15 protein-coding genes are annotated in these 20,177 nt (G+C 69.9%); 9 read left to right on the plus strand and 6 right to left on the minus strand.

The genetic code is table 11. The features are described from left to right. The first annotated feature begins 116 nt into the window (after positions 1-116). Positions 117-1,064 carry a MarR family transcriptional regulator gene (locus ABZX12_RS39320; RefSeq protein ID WP_355700565.1) on the plus strand — a complete coding sequence of 316 codons (948 nt, stop codon included), beginning with the start codon at positions 117-119 and terminating at the stop codon, positions 1,062-1,064. Between the two features lie 3 nt (positions 1,065-1,067). On the opposite strand, the gene ABZX12_RS39325 is transcribed toward ABZX12_RS39320, so the two are convergent. Beyond that, on the minus strand, positions 1,068-1,697 hold the full coding sequence (locus ABZX12_RS39325) for an HNH endonuclease family protein (RefSeq protein ID WP_355700566.1): 630 nt from the start codon (positions 1,695-1,697) through the stop codon (positions 1,068-1,070). A 210-nt stretch (positions 1,698-1,907) separates the two neighbouring features. Here ABZX12_RS39325 and ABZX12_RS39330 point away from each other — a divergent pair, with 210 nt between their 5' ends. After that, entirely contained in the window at positions 1,908-2,615 is a 708-nt protein-coding gene (locus tag ABZX12_RS39330; RefSeq protein ID WP_355700567.1) for a L,D-transpeptidase family protein, read from the plus strand. A 4-nt stretch (positions 2,616-2,619) separates the two neighbouring features. Here ABZX12_RS39330 and ABZX12_RS39335 read toward each other — a convergent pair whose 3' ends face one another. Further along, complete coding sequence (locus ABZX12_RS39335) at positions 2,620-3,381, minus strand: peroxide stress protein YaaA (RefSeq protein ID WP_355700568.1); 762 nt, start codon at positions 3,379-3,381, stop codon at positions 2,620-2,622. Positions 3,382-3,496: 115 nt separating this feature from the next. After that, the gene (locus tag ABZX12_RS39340) at positions 3,497-4,441 is read right to left on the minus strand and encodes an aldo/keto reductase (protein WP_355700569.1); all 945 of its coding nucleotides are present in this window, start codon (positions 4,439-4,441) and stop codon (positions 3,497-3,499) included. Between the two features lie 34 nt (positions 4,442-4,475). On the opposite strand from ABZX12_RS39340, the gene pepN reads away from it, so the two are divergent. The 3 genes from pepN to ABZX12_RS39355 all read left to right on the plus strand — a co-directional run bounded on the left by pepN (position 4,476) and on the right by ABZX12_RS39355 (position 9,766). Next, a complete protein-coding gene (pepN, locus tag ABZX12_RS39345; protein WP_355700570.1) occupies positions 4,476-6,932 on the plus strand; it encodes an aminopeptidase N in 2,457 nt (818 codons plus the stop codon). Positions 6,933-7,120: 188 nt separating this feature from the next. Then, positions 7,121-8,524, plus strand: a complete 1,404-nt coding sequence (gene sepH / locus ABZX12_RS39350; RefSeq protein WP_355700571.1) for a septation protein SepH — start codon at positions 7,121-7,123, stop codon at positions 8,522-8,524. A 27-nt stretch (positions 8,525-8,551) separates the two neighbouring features. Next, entirely contained in the window at positions 8,552-9,766 is a 1,215-nt protein-coding gene (locus ABZX12_RS39355) for a hypothetical protein (RefSeq protein ID WP_355700572.1), read from the plus strand. Here the strand turns inward: ABZX12_RS39355 and ABZX12_RS39360 are convergent. Next, a complete protein-coding gene (locus ABZX12_RS39360; RefSeq protein ID WP_355700573.1) occupies positions 9,763-10,728 on the minus strand; it encodes a BtrH N-terminal domain-containing protein in 966 nt (321 codons plus the stop codon). The genes ABZX12_RS39355 and ABZX12_RS39360 overlap by 4 nt on opposite strands. A gap of 252 nt (positions 10,729-10,980) precedes the next feature. Between ABZX12_RS39360 and ABZX12_RS39365 the strand changes: the two genes are divergently transcribed. After that, a complete protein-coding gene (locus tag ABZX12_RS39365; protein ID WP_355700574.1) occupies positions 10,981-11,388 on the plus strand; it encodes a hypothetical protein in 408 nt (135 codons plus the stop codon). A 514-nt stretch (positions 11,389-11,902) separates the two neighbouring features. On the opposite strand, the gene ABZX12_RS39370 is transcribed toward ABZX12_RS39365, so the two are convergent. Further along, positions 11,903-12,286 carry a helix-turn-helix domain-containing protein gene (locus ABZX12_RS39370; RefSeq protein ID WP_355700575.1) on the minus strand — a complete coding sequence of 128 codons (384 nt, stop codon included), beginning with the start codon at positions 12,284-12,286 and terminating at the stop codon, positions 11,903-11,905. 56 nt (positions 12,287-12,342) lie between these two features. Here ABZX12_RS39370 and ABZX12_RS39375 point away from each other — a divergent pair, with 56 nt between their 5' ends. Continuing rightward, on the plus strand, positions 12,343-13,140 hold the full coding sequence (locus tag ABZX12_RS39375; RefSeq protein WP_355700576.1) for an NAD(P)H-binding protein: 798 nt from the start codon (positions 12,343-12,345) through the stop codon (positions 13,138-13,140). 564 nt (positions 13,141-13,704) lie between these two features. On the opposite strand, the gene ABZX12_RS39380 is transcribed toward ABZX12_RS39375, so the two are convergent. Continuing rightward, the gene (locus ABZX12_RS39380) at positions 13,705-14,850 is read right to left on the minus strand and encodes a hypothetical protein (RefSeq protein WP_355700577.1); all 1,146 of its coding nucleotides are present in this window, start codon (positions 14,848-14,850) and stop codon (positions 13,705-13,707) included. Between the two features lie 125 nt (positions 14,851-14,975). Here ABZX12_RS39380 and ABZX12_RS39385 point away from each other — a divergent pair, with 125 nt between their 5' ends. Both ABZX12_RS39385 and ABZX12_RS39390 read left to right on the plus strand, forming a co-directional pair. Next, positions 14,976-16,088 carry a tyrosine-type recombinase/integrase gene (locus tag ABZX12_RS39385; RefSeq protein WP_355700578.1) on the plus strand — a complete coding sequence of 371 codons (1,113 nt, stop codon included), beginning with the start codon at positions 14,976-14,978 and terminating at the stop codon, positions 16,086-16,088. Between the two features lie 269 nt (positions 16,089-16,357). Beyond that, positions 16,358-20,176, plus strand: coding sequence for a discoidin domain-containing protein (locus ABZX12_RS39390; protein ID WP_355700579.1), 3,819 nt, complete (start codon positions 16,358-16,360; stop codon positions 20,174-20,176). Position 20,177: the final 1 nt, after the last annotated feature.

Here is a 20,177-nt window from a genome sequence, read left to right on the forward strand (position 1 = left end):
CCACCTGAGGGGTCCGTGCACCTGGCAGCACCCGGCAGTGCGCTGACGTATCCCAGACATGGCGCGAAGTCGCCAAACCGGTCGAGGCCGTCCAACCGACGAGATAGCCTGTTCGAATGCTGGAGTCGGTTGGGGTGGACGGACCCGATGAGGAGGCCTACCGGGCGCTGCTGTCGGCCCCGGGCTGCGACATCCGTGAGCTCGCCGAGCGCCTCGGCCGGGACGAGCAGGACGTCGCCGCCACCGTCGGCCGCCTCGAGAAGCTCGGTCTGCTGACGAGCACCTCCGACGACCCGGTGCGGCTGCTCCCGACCCGTCCGGACGTCGCGGTCGACGCGCTGGTCGCCGTACGGCGCGCCGAGCTGGACCGTGTCCGCGCCGAGGCCCGGGTGCTGCTGTCCGAGCTGAGCACCCAGGAGCAGTACCGGCCGGAGAACCTGGTCGAGGTGATCGTCGGGCAGGAGGCGATCGCCGCCCGGTTCGCACAGCTTCTCAACGGCACCAGTCATCAGCTCCTGGTGCTGGACCGGCCGCCGTACGCCGCTCAGGCCGACGAGTCGGACAGCACCGTGCGAGGACTCCTCGGCGGGGGCGTCGTCGTGCACGGCATCTACTCCCCCGACTCGCTCGACATCCCGGGCGGTGTCGACGAGGCATACAGCGCGGCCGACGCCGGTGAGACGTCACGCGTGCATCCGCAGGTGCCGATGAAGCTGGCCGTGTTCGACCGGAAGATCGCCCTGCTGCCGCTCTCGGTCGACCAACTGGTCGACAGCGCGCTGGTCGTGCATCCGTGTGCACTGCTGGACGCGCTGATCGAGATGTTCTGGCTGCTCTGGGACCAGGCCGTGCCGGTGGTCCCAGCCGCGAAGGCCGACCCGACGGACGCCCGGCTGATGACGTTGCTCGCGGCCGGGTTCAAGGACGACGCGATCGCGCGGCAGCTCGCGTTGAGCAGCCGCACGGTCGGCCGGCGGGTGGCCGAGCTGATGGAGACGCTGGGCGCGCGGACCCGTTTCCAGGCCGGCATCCACGCTCAGCGCCGCCACCTCCTCGAGGACTAGGCCCTAGCAGGTGCCGAGCATCTGCGTGAGGGCTGTCTTCTCCGCGGACTGCAGCGACAGGCCGTAGGTGTACTTCACCCAGATCCACTCGCGCGCGTAGACACAGTGCACCGACGTGTTGGTCGGCTTCCACTCCGACGGGTCCGAGTCACCCTTCGAGCGGTTGCTGGACGCCGAGACCGCGATCAGCTGCGCGATCGTCAGGTCGTTCGCGAACTGCTGCCGGCGGGCCGTCGTCCACGCGTTCGCACCGGACTTCCAGGCCTCGGCCAGCGGCACGATGTGGTCGATGTCGACCGACGAGGAATCGGTCACCCACACCGAGTCGTACACGCTGTACCACTTCCCGGCGGTCGGGTGACAGCTGCTGTCGACAGTGACGCCGGTCCCGTCGCGCTTCAGCACCTGCTCGCGGGTGTCGCAGGTCCCGGACTGGATGATCCAGTGCGGGAAGAGGTCGCGGCTGTAGCCGCTCGTCGAGCCTTCCGCCTTCACGGTGAGACTGGCGAGCTGACTGGCCGCGGTGCTCGCCGACGGCGGTGTGGGCGGGTAGGCCAACGCCGGTCCGGCACTCAGGAACCAGGCTGTGGTCGCGGCCACCGCGGTGATCAGGAACGTGGTGATACGTCGCATTGGTCAGGCCTCCGATGGGTGGGGCGGTCCCCCCTGACGTGCTGCCCCCAGCCTTCCCTGCGCATCCGCGGGCGGAAACCCCGCACCGGTGAAAGCCTTGTGAATTTCGGGACCAACGTCCCTGCACCCCCGCCCCGGACGATGTGACGTTGAGTGTGCACGAGCGGTGTGCTCGGCATGCTCTGTGGGAGGGGACGAGGGGTTATGACTATGCACATCGTCAGCCGGTGGCTGCGGATTCTTGCGGCAGTGCCGCTGGCTGTGACGGGGGTTGTGGTGGTCTCACCGCCGTCGGCGCAGGCCGTGGCGTCGGATCAGACCGTGAGCACCGTGAGCACCGTGAGCACCGTGAGCACTGCCTACCGGGTTGAGGCTCGGCTGGCCGCTCTTGGCTATCCGACCGGCACGGTCGACGGCGTTATCAGCGTCCGCACGCGCCAGGCGCTGTGCGCATGGCGGGAGACGCATGGGCTGCCGATCGGCCGCTACACGCTGACGACCCGCGACATCCGTTCGGTACTTGCGGCGACTCGGCGCCCGTACACCTCGCGGAGCAATGGGCTGTACGTCAACAAGACATGCCAAGTTCTGTACCAGGTTGTCAGCCACTACAACCGGCGGATCGTGTGGGTCTCGACCGGGATGCGCGGCTACGACACACCGAGCGGCACCGGGTACGTGTGGCGCAAGTGGGCAGGGTGGCACGAGAGCAGCATCTACGGCGGCGCCTGGATGTACGACTCGATCTACTTCCGCCGTGACCACCCCGGTATCGCCCTGCACGGCTCGTCCACCAACAGCCTGGTCAAGCCCTACCCCGCCAGCCATGGCTGCGTGCGAACCTGGCGGCCCCAGATCGCTTACATCTTCAACGAGACGCCCATCGGCCGAAAGGTCGTCGTCTACGGCCGCTACTGACTCCTCAGTCGTGCTCGATCACGGTGAGGGTCCAGCCGGCCCCGGCGCGATCGAGTTCGGCGTTCCACCGCTCGCTGATCAGCTTGTGCAGCGACTTCGGCGTACCCGGGTCCTTGCCGGACTCCAGCAGGTGCCGCGCCACCAGGCCACGGGTGTGCTTGGCGTTGTGCGAGACGACCGAGCGCACGCCGCCGCGTTCCCGGACGACGTTCACCGACACCCACTTGTCTGCCTGGTCGCCGCTCGGCCGCCACGCCGCGACGTACGTCGACGAGCGGCAGTCCACGATCACGCCGTCCACGTCGGCCAGCGCGGCGCCCAGCGGATCGCGCCACACCGACGCGAGCGGTCCGTGGCCGGGCAGCGTCGTCCCCATCGAGAGCCGGTACGGCGGGACGCGGTCGCCCGGCCGTAGCGCACCCCACGCGGCCGAGATGACCAGCAGCCGATTCGCGGCCCGGCGTTTCGAGCCGGCGGACAGCGTCGAGTAGCCGAGCGCGTCGTACAGGACACCGGAGTACAGCTCGGACACCGGCACGGACGGCTCGGTGCGCCAGCGGGTGTTGCGCTCGACCTCGTCGCGCAGCGAGGCGCCGACCTCGAGGACGTCGTGCGCGTCGGCCGAGGCAGACACCTTCGCCAAGGTCTCGAGGACCTGCTCGCGGACCGGGTTCAGCTCCGGGAACGACAGCGTCGCGAAGTCCACCGCACGACCGCGCGACCGTCCGGTCTTGCCCTCGGACGGCGGGAGGAGGACTAGGGTCATGGGGCCTCCCGGCCTGGACTGAGGAGCGCAGGGAGCGAAGCGACCGGAGCGACGAGGGAAGGCCGGGAGTCACACCCCCATGACCCGCCGCGCGGCAGCGCGGCATTCAACACCGTCACGTCAGGTCGTCCAGCGCGGCGAGGTCGGCGGCGGTCGGCTGCCACGAGCCGGCCCGCACGTTCTGCGCGATCTGCTCGGGGCTGGTGGCGCCCGCGATCACCGAGGCCACCGCCGGCTGGGCCGCGAGGCCGCCGATCGCGACGTCGATCATCGTCAGGTCGCGCTCGGCGGCGAACGTCTCAAGGGCCTCGATCTTGTCGAAGTCCGCGCGGGCCAGCCGCTCGGGCTGTGTCGCCAGCCGGGTGCCTTCCGGCGCCGTCGTACCGCGCTTGTACTTGCCGGTGAGCAGACCCGACGCGAGCGGGAAGAACGGCAGGATGCCGAGGCCGAGGTGCTCGCAGGCCGGGACCAGTTCGTCCTCGACGTCGCGCTCGAGCAGTGAGTACTGGTTCTGGGCGCTGACGAAGTGCTCCAGACCGTTCGTCCGGGCGGTCCAGTCGGCGTCGACCACCTGCCAGGCCGCGAACTGCGAGCTGCCGACGTACCTGACCTTGCCTTCGGCAACCAGCTCGGACAGCGCCGCCAGGGTCTCCTCGATCGGCGTCACCGGGTCCGGGAAGTGCAGCTGGTAGAGGTCGATCCAGTCGGTGCCGAGCCGCTGCAGGCTCGACTCGACGGCCTTGCGGATGTACCGGCGGGAGCCGCGGACGCCCCAGTCGGGGCCGTTCACCCCGCCCATGTCGCCGCCGAACTTGGTCGCGATCACGACCTCGTCGCGGCGCGACCCGAGCGCCTTGCCGAGCAGTTCCTCGCTGAACCCGTGCTCGCCCCGGTAGATGTCCGCGGTGTCGAACAACGTGATGCCCGCGTCGACCGCGGCGTTCACCACGGCCTCGGTCCGGCCCGCGTCGAGCCGCCGGCCGAAGTTGTTGCAGCCCAGCCCGACGACGCTCACCGTGAGACCGGAGTCGCCCAGCTGCCGGTACTCCATATCGCTCATGTGCTCAGCCTAGTCACGGCATACAGTGACCCTCATGCCGAGTCTCACCGTCGACGGCGCCCGCACTCGGGCCGCCGCGCTCTCCGTCCAGTCCTACGACGTCGATCTCGACCTCACCCAGGGCGATCGGACGTTCGGGTCCACCACCACGATCAGGTTCCGGGCCGCCGATCCGACCACCTGGGTGGACGTGAAACCCGACGAGCTGCTCTCGGTGACGCTCAACGGTTCGGCGGTCGACGTCGCCGGACTGAACGACGGACGGCTCGAGCTCACCGGCCTGCAGCCGGACAACGAACTCGTCGTGGTCGCCTCGATGCTGTACTCCAACGACGGCGAAGGGCTGCACCGTGCGGTCGACGCCGCCGACGGCCTGGCGTACACCTACGCGATGTCGTTCCTCGACGCCGCGCCGCGGATCTTCGCGTGCTTCGACCAGCCCGACCTCAAGGCGCCGTACCGCTTCAAGGTCACCGCGCCCGAGGAGTGGCTGGTGCTCGGCAACGGCGCCGCGACGCAGGTCTCCCCCGGCCGCTGGGAGCTGGCCGAGACCAAGCCGCTGTCGACGTACTTCGTCACCGTGGTCGCCGGCCCGTACCACCAGATCACCGACGCGCACGACGGCATCAATCTCAGCGTCGTCTCGCGGCAGTCGCTGAAGGACGCCCTCGAGCGCGAGGCCGCGGACATCTTCGAGGTCACCAAGCAGTCCTTCGACGCGTACCACCGGATGTTCGGGTACCGGTACCCGTTCGGTGAGTACCACCAGGCCTTCGTGCCGGAGTTCAACGCCGGCGCGATGGAGAACCCGGGCTGCGTCACGTTCCGGGATCAGATGGTGTTCCGCTCCGCGGTCACCGACGGCGAGCGCAGCAGCCGGGCCCGGACGATCGTCCACGAGATGGCGCACCAGTGGTTCGGCGACACGGTGACGATGAAGTGGTGGAACGACCTCTGGCTGAACGAGTCGTTCGCCGAGTACATGGCGCACCGGGTCTCCACCGAGGCGACCCGGTACACCGACAACTGGATCGACTTCGCCTACATCCGTAAGTGGTGGGGCCTGCAGGCCGACCAGCGGTCCTCGACGCACCCGGTGGCCGCCGACGCGGTCAAGGACGCGCTCGCCTCGCTCGACGACTTCGACGGCATCTCGTACGCCAAGGGCGCCGCGGTGCTCAAGCAGCTCGCGGCCTACCTCGGCGACGACGTCTTCCTGGCCGGCGTCAACGCGCACATCACCGCCAACGAGTTCGGCAACGCCACCTTCGCCGACCTGGTCGCGAAGTGGACCGAGGCCGGCGCGGCCGGTCTCGACGACTGGGCGCAGGCCTGGCTGCGGACGGCCGGACTCGACACGATCGGCGTGTCCCGCACCGCCACCGGCATCAAGCTGCACCGCAAGGCGCCCGAGGCGTACCCGGCGGCGCGGCCGCACAAGCTCACCGTCGGCGGGTACGACGCGGACGGGAACCGCACGACGGCCGACGTGCTGATCGACGCCGACGAGGTGGACGTCGACCTGGACCCGGCGCTCGCGGTCGTGATCCCGGACGCGGGCGACGACAGCTGGGCGAAGATCCGGCTCGACGCCGTCAGCCTGGAGAACCTCGCGGCGCTGCTGCCGAAGATCGACGACGGCGTCACGCGCGCCGTCATCCTCAACAGCGTGCGGGACGCGGTCGCCGACGCGGAGCTGGACCCGAAGATCGGGTTCGACGTCGTGCTCGGAATGCTGCCGACCGAGACCAGCGACATCGCGGTCGGGACGCTGCTGAACTGGTCGAGCACGCACCTGCTCGGTATCTACCTGCCGTACGAGCCGTACCGCGGTCAGCTGGCCGACGTACTGCGTGCGCGGCTGGAGACCGTCGAGGCCGGCAGCAGCGTGCAGCTGTCGGTGGCGCGCGGGTTCACGCGGTTCACCGACGACGCCGACCTGCTGAAGGGGTGGCTCGCCGGTGACGGCGTACCCGAGGGCGTGACGATGGACGCCGACCTGCGCTGGATCGTGACGCTGCAGCTCGCCCGGCTCGGCGCGATCGGCGAGGCCGACATCGACGCCGAGCTCGAGCGGGACTCCTCGTCCGAGGGCGTCGTGCACGCCACCCGATGCCGGTCCGCGCTGCCGACGGCCGAGGCCAAGGAGCGGGCCTGGACGCAGATCACCACCGATGCGGACCTGGCGAACTACGAGCTGTACGCCGCGTGCGAGGGGTTCTGGCATCCGACACAGGCCGCGGTCACGGCGCCGTACGTCGACCGGTACTTCGCGGAGATCGCCGGCACCGAGAAGCTCCGCTCCGGCTGGGTCGTCGCGACCAGCGCGAAGCTGGCGTTCCCCCGGTACACGGTCGAGCAGCGGGTGGTCGACCGGGCCGCCGACCTGATCGCCGACGAGTCCGTGGCGGCCGGCATCCGGCGGTCCGTCGGCGACAGCGCGGACGACCTGAAGCGTGCGCTTGCGGTGCGTTCGGCCTTCACGAACTGACAAGTCGGTTAGCTGTCACACCGTGTTGTGACTAGTGTGACTGGTGTGATCAGGAGGACCCTGGTGACCAGGCAAGATGTGTTTTCGTGACGTAACCTCCACAATGACCGCGCGGCACGGCGCGCCGGTCTTGGTCAGGCCCAGCGTCCGGGAGAGACTGTCTAGAACCGCACAGGAGAACAAGGTCAATGCGCGAGGCGAGGCTCGTCGGTCTGAGCCAGGACGGAACCCAACTCGTCCTGGCGATGGCAGAGACGGGTGAGGAGTTCGCCGTTCCGGTCGACGACCGGTTGCGTGCGGCCCTCCGCGGCGACCGTGCCCGACTCGGCCAGCTGGAGATTCAAATGGAGAGCGCGCTGCGCCCACGAGACATCCAGGCTCGTATCCGCGCCGGCGAAAGTCCCGAGGCGGTCGCAGCCGTCGCCCAGATGCCGATGGAACGCGTGATGGCGTTCGCCGGCCCGGTCCTCGCCGAGCGCGATCACATCGCCAGCCTCGCGCAGCGCGCGTCCGTCCGCCGTCGTGGCGGCGGCGACGCCCCGACCCGCAACCTCGGCGCCTGGGTCACCGATCGGCTGCGCACGCGCCAGATCGACCCGGCGTCGGCCGAGTGGGACGCGTGGCGCCGTGAGGACGGCCGCTGGGCCGTGCGCGTGTCGTACTTCGTCGAGTCCGAGGACAGCGAGGACTCCGGGACGGAGCAGAAGGAAGAGAAGATCGCCATGTTCGCGTACGACGCCCCCGGGCGGTACGCGGTGCCGGACGACGACGAGGCGCGCTGGCTGGTCGGCGAGCAGGCGCAGGTGCTGCCGACGCCGGTTCAGCCGCAGCCCGGTGAGCGGCGGCTGGCGGCGGTCGCGGACATCGACCCGCTGATCGCCCCTGACCACGGCGCCGACAGCTACGAGGCGGGCTTCGAGGACACCATCGCGCTACGGCGCCGAAACCACCCGGTTTCCCGCGACGGCCGCGAGTTCGGTCTGGAGACCCGCGAGGTCACTCGCGACAGCGGCCGGGAGCAGCCGCGCGAATTCCCCCGGGAGGTCGCGCGGGACGCTTCGCGCGATGTGGAGCGCGGCCCGCGGCGCGTGCAGTCGGTGCCGGACCCGGACGAGGAGCCGACCCTGATCGACGTACCTGTCGACCAGCCTCCGGCGCCCCGGCCGTCCGTCCGCGCCGTCGAGCGTCCCGCCGAGCCGCCGGCGTTCGCCTCCCCCGCCACCCCGGACGACCGGGCCTCGGAGGAGCGAGCCGCGGACGAGGAGCGCGACGCGCCGCAGTCGCGTCGCCCCACGGAGCCGCACCCGGCTCCGGCTGCTCCCGCTGCTCGCGCGGAGCAGCCGCGTCGTCCGCAACCTGACCCCGAGGAGCGTTCGCCTCGCCCGGAGCCCGTTCGCAGCCCCTCGCCGGAGGCGCCGCGTCCCGAGCCTGCCGCGACTCCGGCTGCGCAGGAGGCCCTGCCCGACGCCGCCGAGAACGCTCAGCCCGCCGACGACACCCCGGTCGAGCCGAAGAAGAAGCCCGCCCGCCGCGGCAAGCGCGCCAGTGTCCCGAGCTGGGACGAAATCATGTTCGGCAAGAAGGCCGACTGAACCCCTGGTCCAGTAGCTTCGCGGACCGTGCGCACGGACCTCGAGCAAGCTGCCCTGACCGCAACCGAACTGGCTGTACGACGCGACCCGGCAGCCGCCGACGCTGTCGAGAACTGCCGCGAAGCGCTGGCCGAGCGGGTTCCTGACGCGCAGCGGATCGCATTCCTGATCGGATGGGCCTACCTGGCGCTCGACGACCCCGCCTCGGCATGGGAAGCCTTCCGCGCCGCCGCCAGCTCCGACCGAACCGTCGCCTCCGATCCTGACGCCGAACCGTCGGTGCTCGGCCGCGCCGCACTGCTCGCCGGGCTGATCTCCTTCCGTTTCGGGCCTGAGGTCTACGGCCTCGCTGCGTGGAGCAGAGCCCACACCGAGGTGACCGCCGTACTGGGCGAGCTCGACTTCACTCGCGACCTGGCGGGTCAGCTCACCGACGACCTGATCTGGCCGGACAACGAGGAACTCCGATCCGGAGACCCGGTCCTCGCTCCGCTGCTGTCGGACTTCGACGCCGCGCACCGGTCCCGGGCCGCGCTCGGTCTGTACACGCTGCACCTGATGCGGGACGAGGAGGAAGCCGCGGCCCGGGCCGCCCGGCAGGTCGTCGCGATCGGTCAACCAGACTTCGTCGGCGCGGCCTGGCTCGGCCTGGCTGAGGTGCTGGTCGCGGCCGGCGACAAGGCCGCCGCGGCGGAAGCCTGCGAAAGGTCCGCTGCCACCGTTCCCGGCGGGCGGCCGGTATCCGCGATCCTCGGCGTCGAGGACGACTCGACCGCCGACGTACCCACGCGGGCCAAGACACTCCTCGGCATCCTGCAACGCGAAGCGGGCGACGACGACCTGGCAGTACGGACGCTGACCGACGCCGCTTGCGGTGACGACCCCGAAGCCGTGTTCGCGTTGGCGCAGACGCATCAGAAGACCGGTGACTTCGACGCGGCCCGCGCGGTCTACCTGACGATCGCCGACCGCAAGAGCCCGGTGCTCGACAAGACGATCTACCACCTCGGGCTGATCGCGAAGCACCACCGCGACCTTCCGGAGGCCAAGCGCTGGTTCGGGCAGTTCGTCGAGTCCGGGTACGACGGCGCCCCGCTGGCGGCGGCGCACCTCGGGGAGCTGTGTTACTGGCTCGGCGACAAGGCCGGCGCTCTCCACTGGTACGGGTACACCTTGGCCAACACCGAAGTGCCCGAACTGGTCGAGGAGGCCGAGCAGCGTACCGCCGAGCTGACCGGCTAAGCGCCGATACGGCTGAGCGCCTGCATGGCGTCGCGTTCGATCTGGGCGACGTCGTGGAGGGCGGCGCCGGCATTCACGAGGTACTGCGGGTCTTTCGATTCGCCGGCGCGGGTGATCAGTGCTGCGACCTCAGTCCACACGCTGGCCGCGTCGGCGTACAACCTGTGGCCGGTGCGGAGGTCGTTGTCGTCGAGGATCTCGGTGCACTCGCCGAGGAAGTCGCGGTAGATGTTGCGGAACAGGGCGCCGCCCGTGCCCGCCTTCTCCATGAGGAGTGCAGCCTGTGGCAGGTCCCGCTCCGGGGTGTCGGTCCGCTGGAGCCACGTCCGCACCAGCTTGCCGGCCTTCTCGATGCCTCGGTGCCCCACGTTGGCGATCGGGGGATGCAGGAACGCGTCCGCGCACGCGGCGATCGCCGGAACGATCCGGTCCGGTAGCTGCGGCATGCGTCTCGGGACGGTCAGGGTGAAAGACCGGTGCCGGGCAGTCATCGGTCCTCGCGCCGCCCTGGCCTCGGCGAGGCTGGTCAGGCTCGTGGTCACCTCACCGCCCTGCCGGCGCGTGTCCACCAGGTGTGCGGAGTGCTCGTCGTAGCCGTACATGGCCACGACGTGACCGCCGAAGTGCACCTTCGAGCTGAAGTACTCCAGGTAGTAGCTGTCCAGCTGCAATCCCACCGGCTGACCGTCGTCGATCGACGCGGCGACGTTCTCCCAGGCCTTCCGCGGCGACGCCGTCTCCCGGACCACGAGCTCCAGCCCGAGCCTTCCGGCCACGTTCCTGGTCAGCTCGAACGGCTTGATCCGCCCGCCCAGAAAGGGAAAGTCCAGCTGCTTGCTGTCCCAGTAGATGAACGACAACGCGGATCCCAGGCCGAAGATCATCGGCTCGGACAGCTCGAGCCCCTGATCCCTGAGCAGCACGCCCAGCGTTGTCGTCTCGCAGTGCTCGTCACCTGACACACCGGCATCATGGACCCTCCGGCAACCGGAGAGTCCAGCCCCTCACCCTCGTCGACACTGTGCCCGACACATCACGGACAGTCGTCCCAGATCGCGGACGGTGTTTGGTGCTCGGCCGTCCGTGCTGTCATGATCTTCGGCATGCAGATGCTGTGTTGTTGCTGTTGTCGCTGACGAGCGCCGGCTCCCGGCGCACGAGGCCCTGACCTTTCCGTGGCCCGCCCGCCGACACAGCACACACAGGAACATCGCATGAATCTCCCGGCTCTCGCCGATCTGCTCGCCTCTCGTGGTCTCCGGCTCCTCCCCGGCTCGTACGCCGTACCGGTCGAGCTGCTCGTCCAGTTGCCCGACGCCACGATCGCCCGGTTCACCGCCCGCGGTACGACGCTGCGCCTGCGCACCTACGCGCCGGACTCACTGATCGCGGTGACGATCCCCGCCGAGTGCGGCTGCGGCGACCACCACCCGCAGACCGGCCCGTCCCGCGTGACGATCAGCCGGTCCGCCGTACCGCTCGCAGAGCGCACGCTCGACGGCGAGCTCGAGTTCGGCTGGCGCCGCAACGAAGCGGGCCTCCTCCGGCTCGCCGACGCCACCACCCACTTCTTCGCCCTGCTCGCCACCCTCCCCACCCGCGAACTGGCCGGCGTCGCCTGACCTGGTCGCGTCGGGCTCCCAGTCCGGCTTCGGCCGGCGGCAGGCGGGACGGGGTGCACGGACGACAGGTAGTGCACCGACGAGACACTGTACGCGCGGACGCATTCACGCTCAGGTGCACTACCCACCGGACTGACACGTCCTGTCCAGCTGACACGGCCCCGACCTACGGCACGCGAGGGGATATCCGCTCGCGTTGGGGGTTCGCTGTTGGCCCGCGACGGAAGAACCCCCAACGTCAGTGGATATCCCCTGGTACGCAGCCGGGCGGAGCCGCGGCGCGCAACCGACCGGCATGGGCCAGGAACGCCCGGCTCATCGGCGGCACAGGTCAAGGTGCGCGGATCAAGCCTGGAAGGCGGAGCGGGGCGTCCCCAACCGGACGCACGCGGCACCGCCCAGGCCGCGCGGGTCAGGGGCGCGGCGGGCCAGGGGCGCGGCGGGTCAGGGGTGCGGCGCGGCGGGTCAGGGGTGCGGCCCGGCGGGTCAGGGGCCGTGGGTCAGGGGCGGCTGGTCAGGGGCGGCGGTGGGCGGGTTCGTGGGTGTCGAAGTGCTGGCGGGCTTCCGCTACTTTCGCCAGGTTCGGAGACCACTCGGCGAGGGAGTGGAAGAGCGGGGCGAGGCTGCGGCCGAGAGGGCTGATGTCGTACTCGACGCGGGGCGGGACCTCCGCGTGGTACGTACGGGTGATCAGGCCGTCGCGCTCCAGCTGCCGCAGGCGCTGGGTGAGCACCTTCGGCGTGATCACCCCGATCCGCCGCTGCAGCTCGACGAACCGCTGCCGCCCGTACTCGTTGAGCGTCCACAGGATCGGCGTCGTCCATCGGCTGAAGACCAGGTCCACGACCGGCGCGATCGGACAGGCTGCGACCGGCTCGACTGCTGTGTTCTCCTTCACAAACCCAATACTATCCTCTAGGTACCTACTATCCCGGTGCCAGTAGCGTCTTCGCCATGATCGTGATCACCGGAGCAACCGGCAACGTAGGCCGCCCACTCGTCCAGACCCTGACCGCCGCCGGCGAAGATGTCGTCCCAGTCTCGCGACACGGCGACGGACACCAGGCCGACCTGAGCCGTCCCGAAACCCTGACCCCGGCCCTTGACGGCGCGAAAGCCGTCTTCCTCCTCACCTCCGCCGACTTCCTTGCCGGCGGTAACCTCCAGCCCGTCGTCGACGTGATCCGCGACGCCGGTGTCCCGCGCGTCGTGCTGCTGTCGTCGCAGGGCGTCGGGACACAGCGCCACCCGGCGATCCACGAAGACGCCGTCACCGGGTCCGGTCTGGAGTGGACGATCCTGCGTCCCGGCAACTTCGCCAGCAACGCGTTCGCGTGGGCCGAGTCGATCCGCACCCGGCGCGCGATGGCCGCGCCGTTCGCGGACGTCGCCTTGCCCGCCGTCGACCCGCAGGACATCGCCGAGGTCGCCGCCGCGGCCCTCCGCGAGTCCGGCCACGCGAACGCCGTCTACACCCTCACCGGCCCCGCCGCCATCTCACCCCGCCAGCAGGCCGAGACCATCCAGACCGCGATCGGTACGCCGATCACCTTCACTGAACTGACCCGCGACCAGGCCCGCGCCGGCATGCTGACCTTCATGCCGGAGCCTGTCGTCGACGCCACCGTCGACGTCCTCGGCACACCAACCCCCGCCGAACAACAGGTGAGCCCCGACATCGAGACAGTCCTCGGCCGCCCACCACACACCTTCGCCGACTGGGTCCACCGAAACATCCACGCATTCCGCTAGACAAGGCCAGCCGCCGCACGCCCCGCCGTCCAGCCGCCTGCCACCAACTCCCCCGCTTCGTCCTTGCCATGGTTGGCGGGTACCGGAGCGGTGGGCAGGCGCTCGACGATCCGCCGCTCCCTGCCTGCCACAACCTCCCCCACTCCGCGCTTGCCGAGGGAGGCAGCGGAACCGAAGCGCACGGTCAGACCCTCGACGACCTGACGCTTCGTCGCCTGCCACCACCTGTCCCTTGCCTCGCGCTTCCTGCAGGAAGGTGCCGGGACCGAAAGCGGAGGGCCGGCGCTCGACGACCTAGCACTCCGTCGCCTGCCACCACCTCTTTCTTGTCTCGCGCTTCTCGCGGGAGGTGCCGGGACCGGAGCGCGGGACCGGCGCTCGACGCCCCGTGGTTCAGTTGCCTGGCCACGATCTCCCCCGGCTTCTTCCTTGCCGCGGGGAGGAGGCAGCAGGACCAACCCGGACGGCAGGCGCTCGAGGACCTGTCGTTCCGTCGGCTGCCACAACTTGCCCCGTCCCATGCTTGCCGTGGGAGGTGGCGGGAGCGGAGTGCGGGTCTGTCGTTCAGTTGCCTGGCAGAACCTCTGCTGCTTCTTCCTTGCCGTGGGAGGAGGCCGGGGCGGGGCGGGTTTCCAGTTGGTGGCGGAGGGTTTCGGCGACCTGTTCTGCTGCTCGCTGGGCGGCGTTGAGCGCGGCGAAGCGGTCCTCGGCGGCCTTCTTCACGTCGGCCAGCTGAGACTGATGATCCGCGCGTAGCTGCTCGCGGTCGGCACGGAAGTCGCTGCGCACCGCGTCGAGCTCGGCGCGGTGCCGCTCGCGCTCCTGGCGCAGCTCGATGCGCAACTGGTCGGCCGACTGTTGCGCGGTCTGCCGCTCGGCTTCGGCCGCAGCCTGAGCGATCCGCGCGGCCTCGGCCTCGCTCCGGGCCTGGCGGAGCTGCTCCTCGGCCGTGGCCTGAAGGTCGCGGATCCGCTGCTCCGTCTCGGCGCGGACCAGCTCAACCTCCGCAGCCGCGCCCTCACCGGCAGCCGCGATCTCCTGCCGGGCCTTCTCCAGGTCAGCGGCGGAGCTCTCACGCACTGCCGCCGCGTCCAGCCGGGCCTGCTGTGCCGCTTCCTCGGCGACCGCTAGATTCGCACGCGCTTCATCGAGCGCGGCGACAGCTTCCCTGGCTGCCTCGTCGGCCTCATCCCGGGCATCTTCGGCTTCGGCTGCGAGCTGCTCCGCCTGGCGACGGCGATGTTCCTCCTGGCCTCGCTGCCGCTCGACATCGGCCAGCTGTGCGCGCGACGACGCCTGCAGCTGCTCCACCTCGGCCGCGACCGCTTCCGCATCGCCGTACGTGCGGACTGCTTCCGCGATCTGCGCGAGGTATCCCTCCAGCTCCTCCACCAGACGCGGCAGGTTGCCCTTCATGAGCTGCTCGAGCGTCATCCGCGCCGCGGTCACCGGACCTGTCGTCGGTTCGGAGCCGACCGTCGCCGCGGTGTCACGCCGCACCGGCTGCCTGGCCAGACGGTTCTTCGCGGCCCACGCGTTCGCCTTGTTGTGCAGGACGGGCTTCCCATCGACGCCCGCTCCCTCCCGCCCGCAGTACTTCGGCGGGCGGCCCGGCGTCCCGGGGTCCACCTGCTTCGGGTTCATACAGCTCACACCTGGGAACTCGCACAGCCCTTGCCGACGCTGCGCGCCGAGATCCGTCTCCGTCATGACGTCACCCTACCGGTTTACGTCGATAAAGTTGCGCTTTTCGTTTGGTTTTCGACCTCGACTTTTGACTGAACGCAACGGAACTGAAGTAGCGCATAATCCCCGTTATGCGCTAGCTTCTCTGTGTGGACGATCTGCCGGAACCGCTCGTATTTCGCCCAGCCGAGACTGCGGTCGCGCTGCCGGCGCCGGACCCGATCACCGAAGCCGCCGTGCGGCGCTCCCTCGGACGGCGGCGTCCGCTTCACGGCCGAGGAAGCGAGCAGGTCGACCGCCTCGACCTCCTCGCCGACGCGCTCACCCCGGAGCTGACCGCGCTGGTCGTGCTGTGGCTCGGCGGCTCCCGGCGGGCCAGCCACGACACCCGGATCGGGTATGCCGACGACCTGCTGCTGTGGGCCGACTGGGCCCGTCGCGAGCTCGGCCGGGAGCGGTTCGGCCTGGATCTGCATCGCGGCGAGGTGACGATGTGGCTGACCTGTCAGCAGGATGCGGGGGCGGCCGCGTCCTCGATCTCCCGCCGGCTGTCGACGCTGTCCAGCCTGTACCGGTACGCCGCGGGCTGGGGTCTGCCGGCGGTCTGCCCGATCTCCGACGACGACCACCGGCCGAAGTTCCACCGCGGCCGGCGCGCCACATCCGCGCGGGTGCTGGACGCCGACCAGGTCGAGGCCTTGATCGCGGCAGCGGGAGATGTCCGCGACGCGCTGATCGTCGGCCTGCTCTACACCGGAGCCCTGCGAGTCTCCGAGCTGTGCGGGGCCGATGACACCGACCGCCACGACGAAGGCAGGAGGACGTGGCTGGTCGTCACGCGCAAGGGCGGAAAGGCGGTTCGGGTTCCGCTCGAGACCACCGTCGCCGAGCTCCTCGATCTGTATCGCGCGATCCGCCCGGCCTGGACCGGCACGGGACCTGCTCCCCTTGTCGCCGACGCCGATGGTGGTCGGCTCGACCGGCACGACGTCACCCGACTGCTGCGCCGGCTGGCCCGGGCAGCCGGTATCCCGCGCCCGGAGACCGTCGGTCCGCACGCACTACGCGCCACCGCGATCACCGACCAGAAACGCCGCGGCCACGGCGCCGAGGAGCTCCAAGAGCTGTCCGGTCACGCCGACGTCCGCACGGTCATGATCTACATCGACGACGACGGACGCGCCGAGCGGGTCGCCGCCCTCACCGACGACCTCGGCCGCGTCATGACAGCCGTCCCCCGCCACCTCAAGTCCCCCGGCTGACCCCGACGAACCGCAGGAACACGTCGCTGCTGGTCGACAACGGGACCGACGAGTGGATGTAGCCCGGCGGAGCGGCGCGGCCGGCCATCATCCTGCAGACCCGGCCGGCTGCACCCGGGATCGCCTCCCGGCACAGCTTCGTGTCCGCCGTCGGATTCAGTGGGGTGGGCCTCTCCTTCCCCGCTCTTGAATTAGTAACACGCTTGGTTTAACTTATCCGCGCAGCTGCAGACGCGTGTACTTCCGGTCCGCCACCTGGAGGTTTCGACATGTCCAGACGCCTGCTCGCGCGGGTTCTCCCTGCCGTCCTTCTCGGCACCTTCCTCGTCGTCCCGGCGGCACACGCCGCCGTCATGTATCCCAGCGGAGTCGGCGCCGACCTCGGACCGACGCCAACAACGCTCGGCGTGCAACCCGCCGCCGGGGACGACCCGGCCGGGCTGCGTACCGGCACCGAACAAGGCCGTACCTACTGGCAGACCGACCGGGCGGCCGGCACCTCCTACCTGGAATTCGACGTCGACAGTGACTATGTGGACTACGTGGACGAGATCGGCACCGACGACGTCCTGGTGACGGTGACCTATCTCGACAGCGGCTCCGGCACCCTCGAGCTGCAGTACGACGCCGCGACCGATCCGCAGCAGGACGCAACCGGCGTCCAGCTCACCGACACCGGTCTGTGGAAGACCGGCGTCTTCGCGCTCACCGGTATCGCGTTCACCGACCGGCTCGGTGACGCCGACGTCCGGCTGTTCGGGGGCAGCAGCGACATCACGGTCGCCGGCCTGCGGATCAGTACGGCGGGCGCCTCCGTGCAGCTCGGCGCGGCACCCGTACAGAACGGGATCAGCCCGCGGGCCGGCGACGACGCCTCGCACCTGATCACCGGCGTCCAGGACGGTCGCTCGTACTGGCAGACCGACCGCACCGCGCCGTCGCCCGGCACGAACTTCTTCTACATGAACGTCGCCGACACGTACCTGTACGACAACCGCGCTCTCGTCCTGGTGAGCATCGACTACTTCGACGAGGGCAACGGGCAGTTCGGGCTGCACTACGACTCCCCCGGCGAGACGATCCCGGAGAAGTTCAAGAACTCCGAGGTGGTCCGGTACGGCGACACGAAGACCTGGAAGACCTACACCTTCGCGCTGCCCGACGCCGTGCTGACGAATCGCTCCAACGGCGGCGACTTCCGGATCCACAACGGCGACGGCGCGGTCGACCTCAAGGTCGCCGCGGTCCGGGTCGCCAAGGTCGCCACCACGCTCGACGTCACCGAAGGGCTCGTCGACTTGATCGCCCAGGCCACCCGGACCGAGAAGGCGGCCCGCGAGGGGACACGCGACGGCCAGTACCCGGCCGGCAGCCGCGCGACACTGCAGGACGCGATCGACAACGCTCAGGCGATCGCGTCCACTCCGGGCGTCACCGACGGACAGGTCAAGGACGCGCTCAAGGCGTTGCAGGCCGCCCTCGACACCTTCACTGCGTCTGTCGTCGACACGAACTTCGCCGACGACGGCACGGCGACCGCAAGCGGCGGAACCGGCGCTGCGACCGTGAACGACAACAACCACGAGACGGCCTGGACCGGTGGAGCCGACTCGTGGTTGCAGGTCGATCTCGGTGCCCCGCGACCGGTCAACGACGTACGCGTCGAATGGGCCGAGGCGTACTCCCCCGACTACACCGTGCGGGTCTCGAACGACGGCAAGAACTTCATCGACGTCGGACGGACGGGGTCGCCCGGCGGCAACCAGTTCAGCCGCACGCGGTTCGCGACGCTGAGCGCCCGCTACGTGCGGGTCGCGATGACCGGCGCCGAGTCCTTCGGCGTCAAGGAGCTGCAGCTGCGGCTCGTGCCTGTCGTGACGCCGGCGCCGCGGCTTGTGGCCACCGGCAACCCGACCGAGGACGGTGTGGTCGCGGACTTCGACGCCACGCAGTACGGCGCCGACCGCAGCGGCCGCCGCGACTCCACGCAGGCGATCCAGCAGGCGATCTACGCCTGTCAGGACGCGGGCGGTGGCACGGTCTGGCTGCCGGCCGGGCGGTACAAGGTCACCGACACGATCGAGGTCCACGCGTTCTGCAGCCTCCGTGGCGACCACGGCCAGAAACTCGGCACGGGCACGGTGATCGTTGCCGACCTGCGATCCGGTGACGACGGGCCGAGCCTGTTCCGGATCGGCGGCAGCGCCGGCGTTCTCGGCGTGACGACGTACTACCCGAACCAGAACGCGACCGCGCCGGTCCCGTACAACTACACGTTCGAGATCCCCGGCGGCGCCTGGATCGGCAACGAGAACTACATGATGGCGACGGTCTCCGACGTCACGATGCTGAACTCGTACCGCGGTATCGGCGTCAGCACGATGCCGAACGACCGCGGCAACGCCCCGAGCTCGGGGCAGGTGCACGAGTCCACGACGATCCGCAACGTCCGCGGTACGGCGCTGTTCGAGGGTGCGCGCGCCTACAACGGCGCCGACGTCGGCACCTGGGAGAACGTGACGTTCAGCAACTCGTACTGGTCGTCCGCGCCGGCGGCGTTCCACCCACCGGACCGCGCGGCACTGGACGCCTGGACCCGGGCACACGGCACCGGTCTGGTGCTCGGCGACCTCGAATGGGACCAGTTCTACCGGATCGCACTGTCCGACTACGCGGTCGGCATCCACGTGGTCGCGGGCCAGCGGGCTCAGTTCACCGGCAGCTTCCTCGAACCCGACGTACGCCGGACCGCGCTCGGCCTCAAGGTCGACGTGATGGACGACCGCTGGGGCCTGACCCTGGCCGGCGGTCACGTCGACGGCGGCATCACGAACAACTCCCGTGGCTACGTCAAGATCACCGGCACCGAGGTCACCGGCGCGGAGACCGGGATCATCCACCACATGTCCGGCACCGCCCCGACATACACGCAGAAACCCTTGCCCAAGCCGGTGCAGGACTTGTACGTCGTGGACGCGCCGCACGGAGTCGGCTACCTGCCGGCCGCGGACGCCACGCGTGCGGTGCAGAAAGTTCTCGACCGGGCCGGGCGTGAGGGCGGCGGGATCGTCTACCTGCCCGCCGGGTGGTACCGGATCAGCACGCACCTGAGCGTCCCGGCGAAGGTCGAGTTGCGCGGCGCTTCCGCCGTACCGAACCGGGACCAGGGCGGTGCGAGCGGCGGAACCGTGCTGCACGCCTTCGAGCGGAACACCGACACCGCGCTGATCACGCTGCAGAACCGCGCCGGTGTGCGTGGACTGCGGGTCTTCTACCCGGAGAACAACCCCGGCCGGGCCGAGGGCGTGCTGCCCTACCCGTATGCGATCCGCGGGCATGCCGGGGCCAACTACGTCGTCAACTCCGGCTTCCCGAACGCCTGGAACGGCATCGACCTGAGCGGTGACGACGTGGTCGTCCGCAAGGTCGCGGGCGCGTTCTTCGACCACGCGATCACGATCGGCCCGGGCCGCAACGGCCGTGTCGAGGGCGTGCTGTCGAACGGGAACGCGGTCACCCGGGTCGGCTACCAGCAGCCGTACTGGATGAACGAGGGCCGCATCTTCGAGCTCGTCATCGACAAGTACATGCGCAAGACCGCGAAGATCGTCACCGTCGACGGAGCCCGCGGGCTGACCCTGCTGAACGTGTTCGCGTACGGGTTCCACGACGGTCTCGTGGTGAACTCCGGCCAGGTCGACGCGTTCAACCTCGGCACCGACAACCTCGGCAGCGACGGGCACACGATCCGGGTGGCGAGCGGTGACGTCGAGGCGACGAACCTCGCCCGCTACAACGGCTCCACGCTGAGCGGGCCGGCCACGCTGCACAACGTGATGGTGATCAACGTCGTACAACGCAGCGTGTCCGTCCGGGTGGCCGGCAACGGCACCGTGGCGATCGCGGGCAACGAGTCCGAGCCGGGGACGTACGAGGTCGGCGCGCAGGTCACCGTGACGGCGGCGCCAGGATCGGATAGCGTTTTCCAGGATTGGACCGTGGACGGGACCGTGGTGTCGACAGCGCCGTCGTACACCTTCACGGTCGGCACGGACCAGATTCTGACCGCTAACTTCACCCCGAAGTAGG

Source organism: Kribbella sp. NPDC003505 (assembly GCF_040610875.1).
In the GTDB taxonomy this organism is placed as follows: Bacteria; Actinomycetota; Actinomycetes; order Propionibacteriales; family Kribbellaceae; genus Kribbella.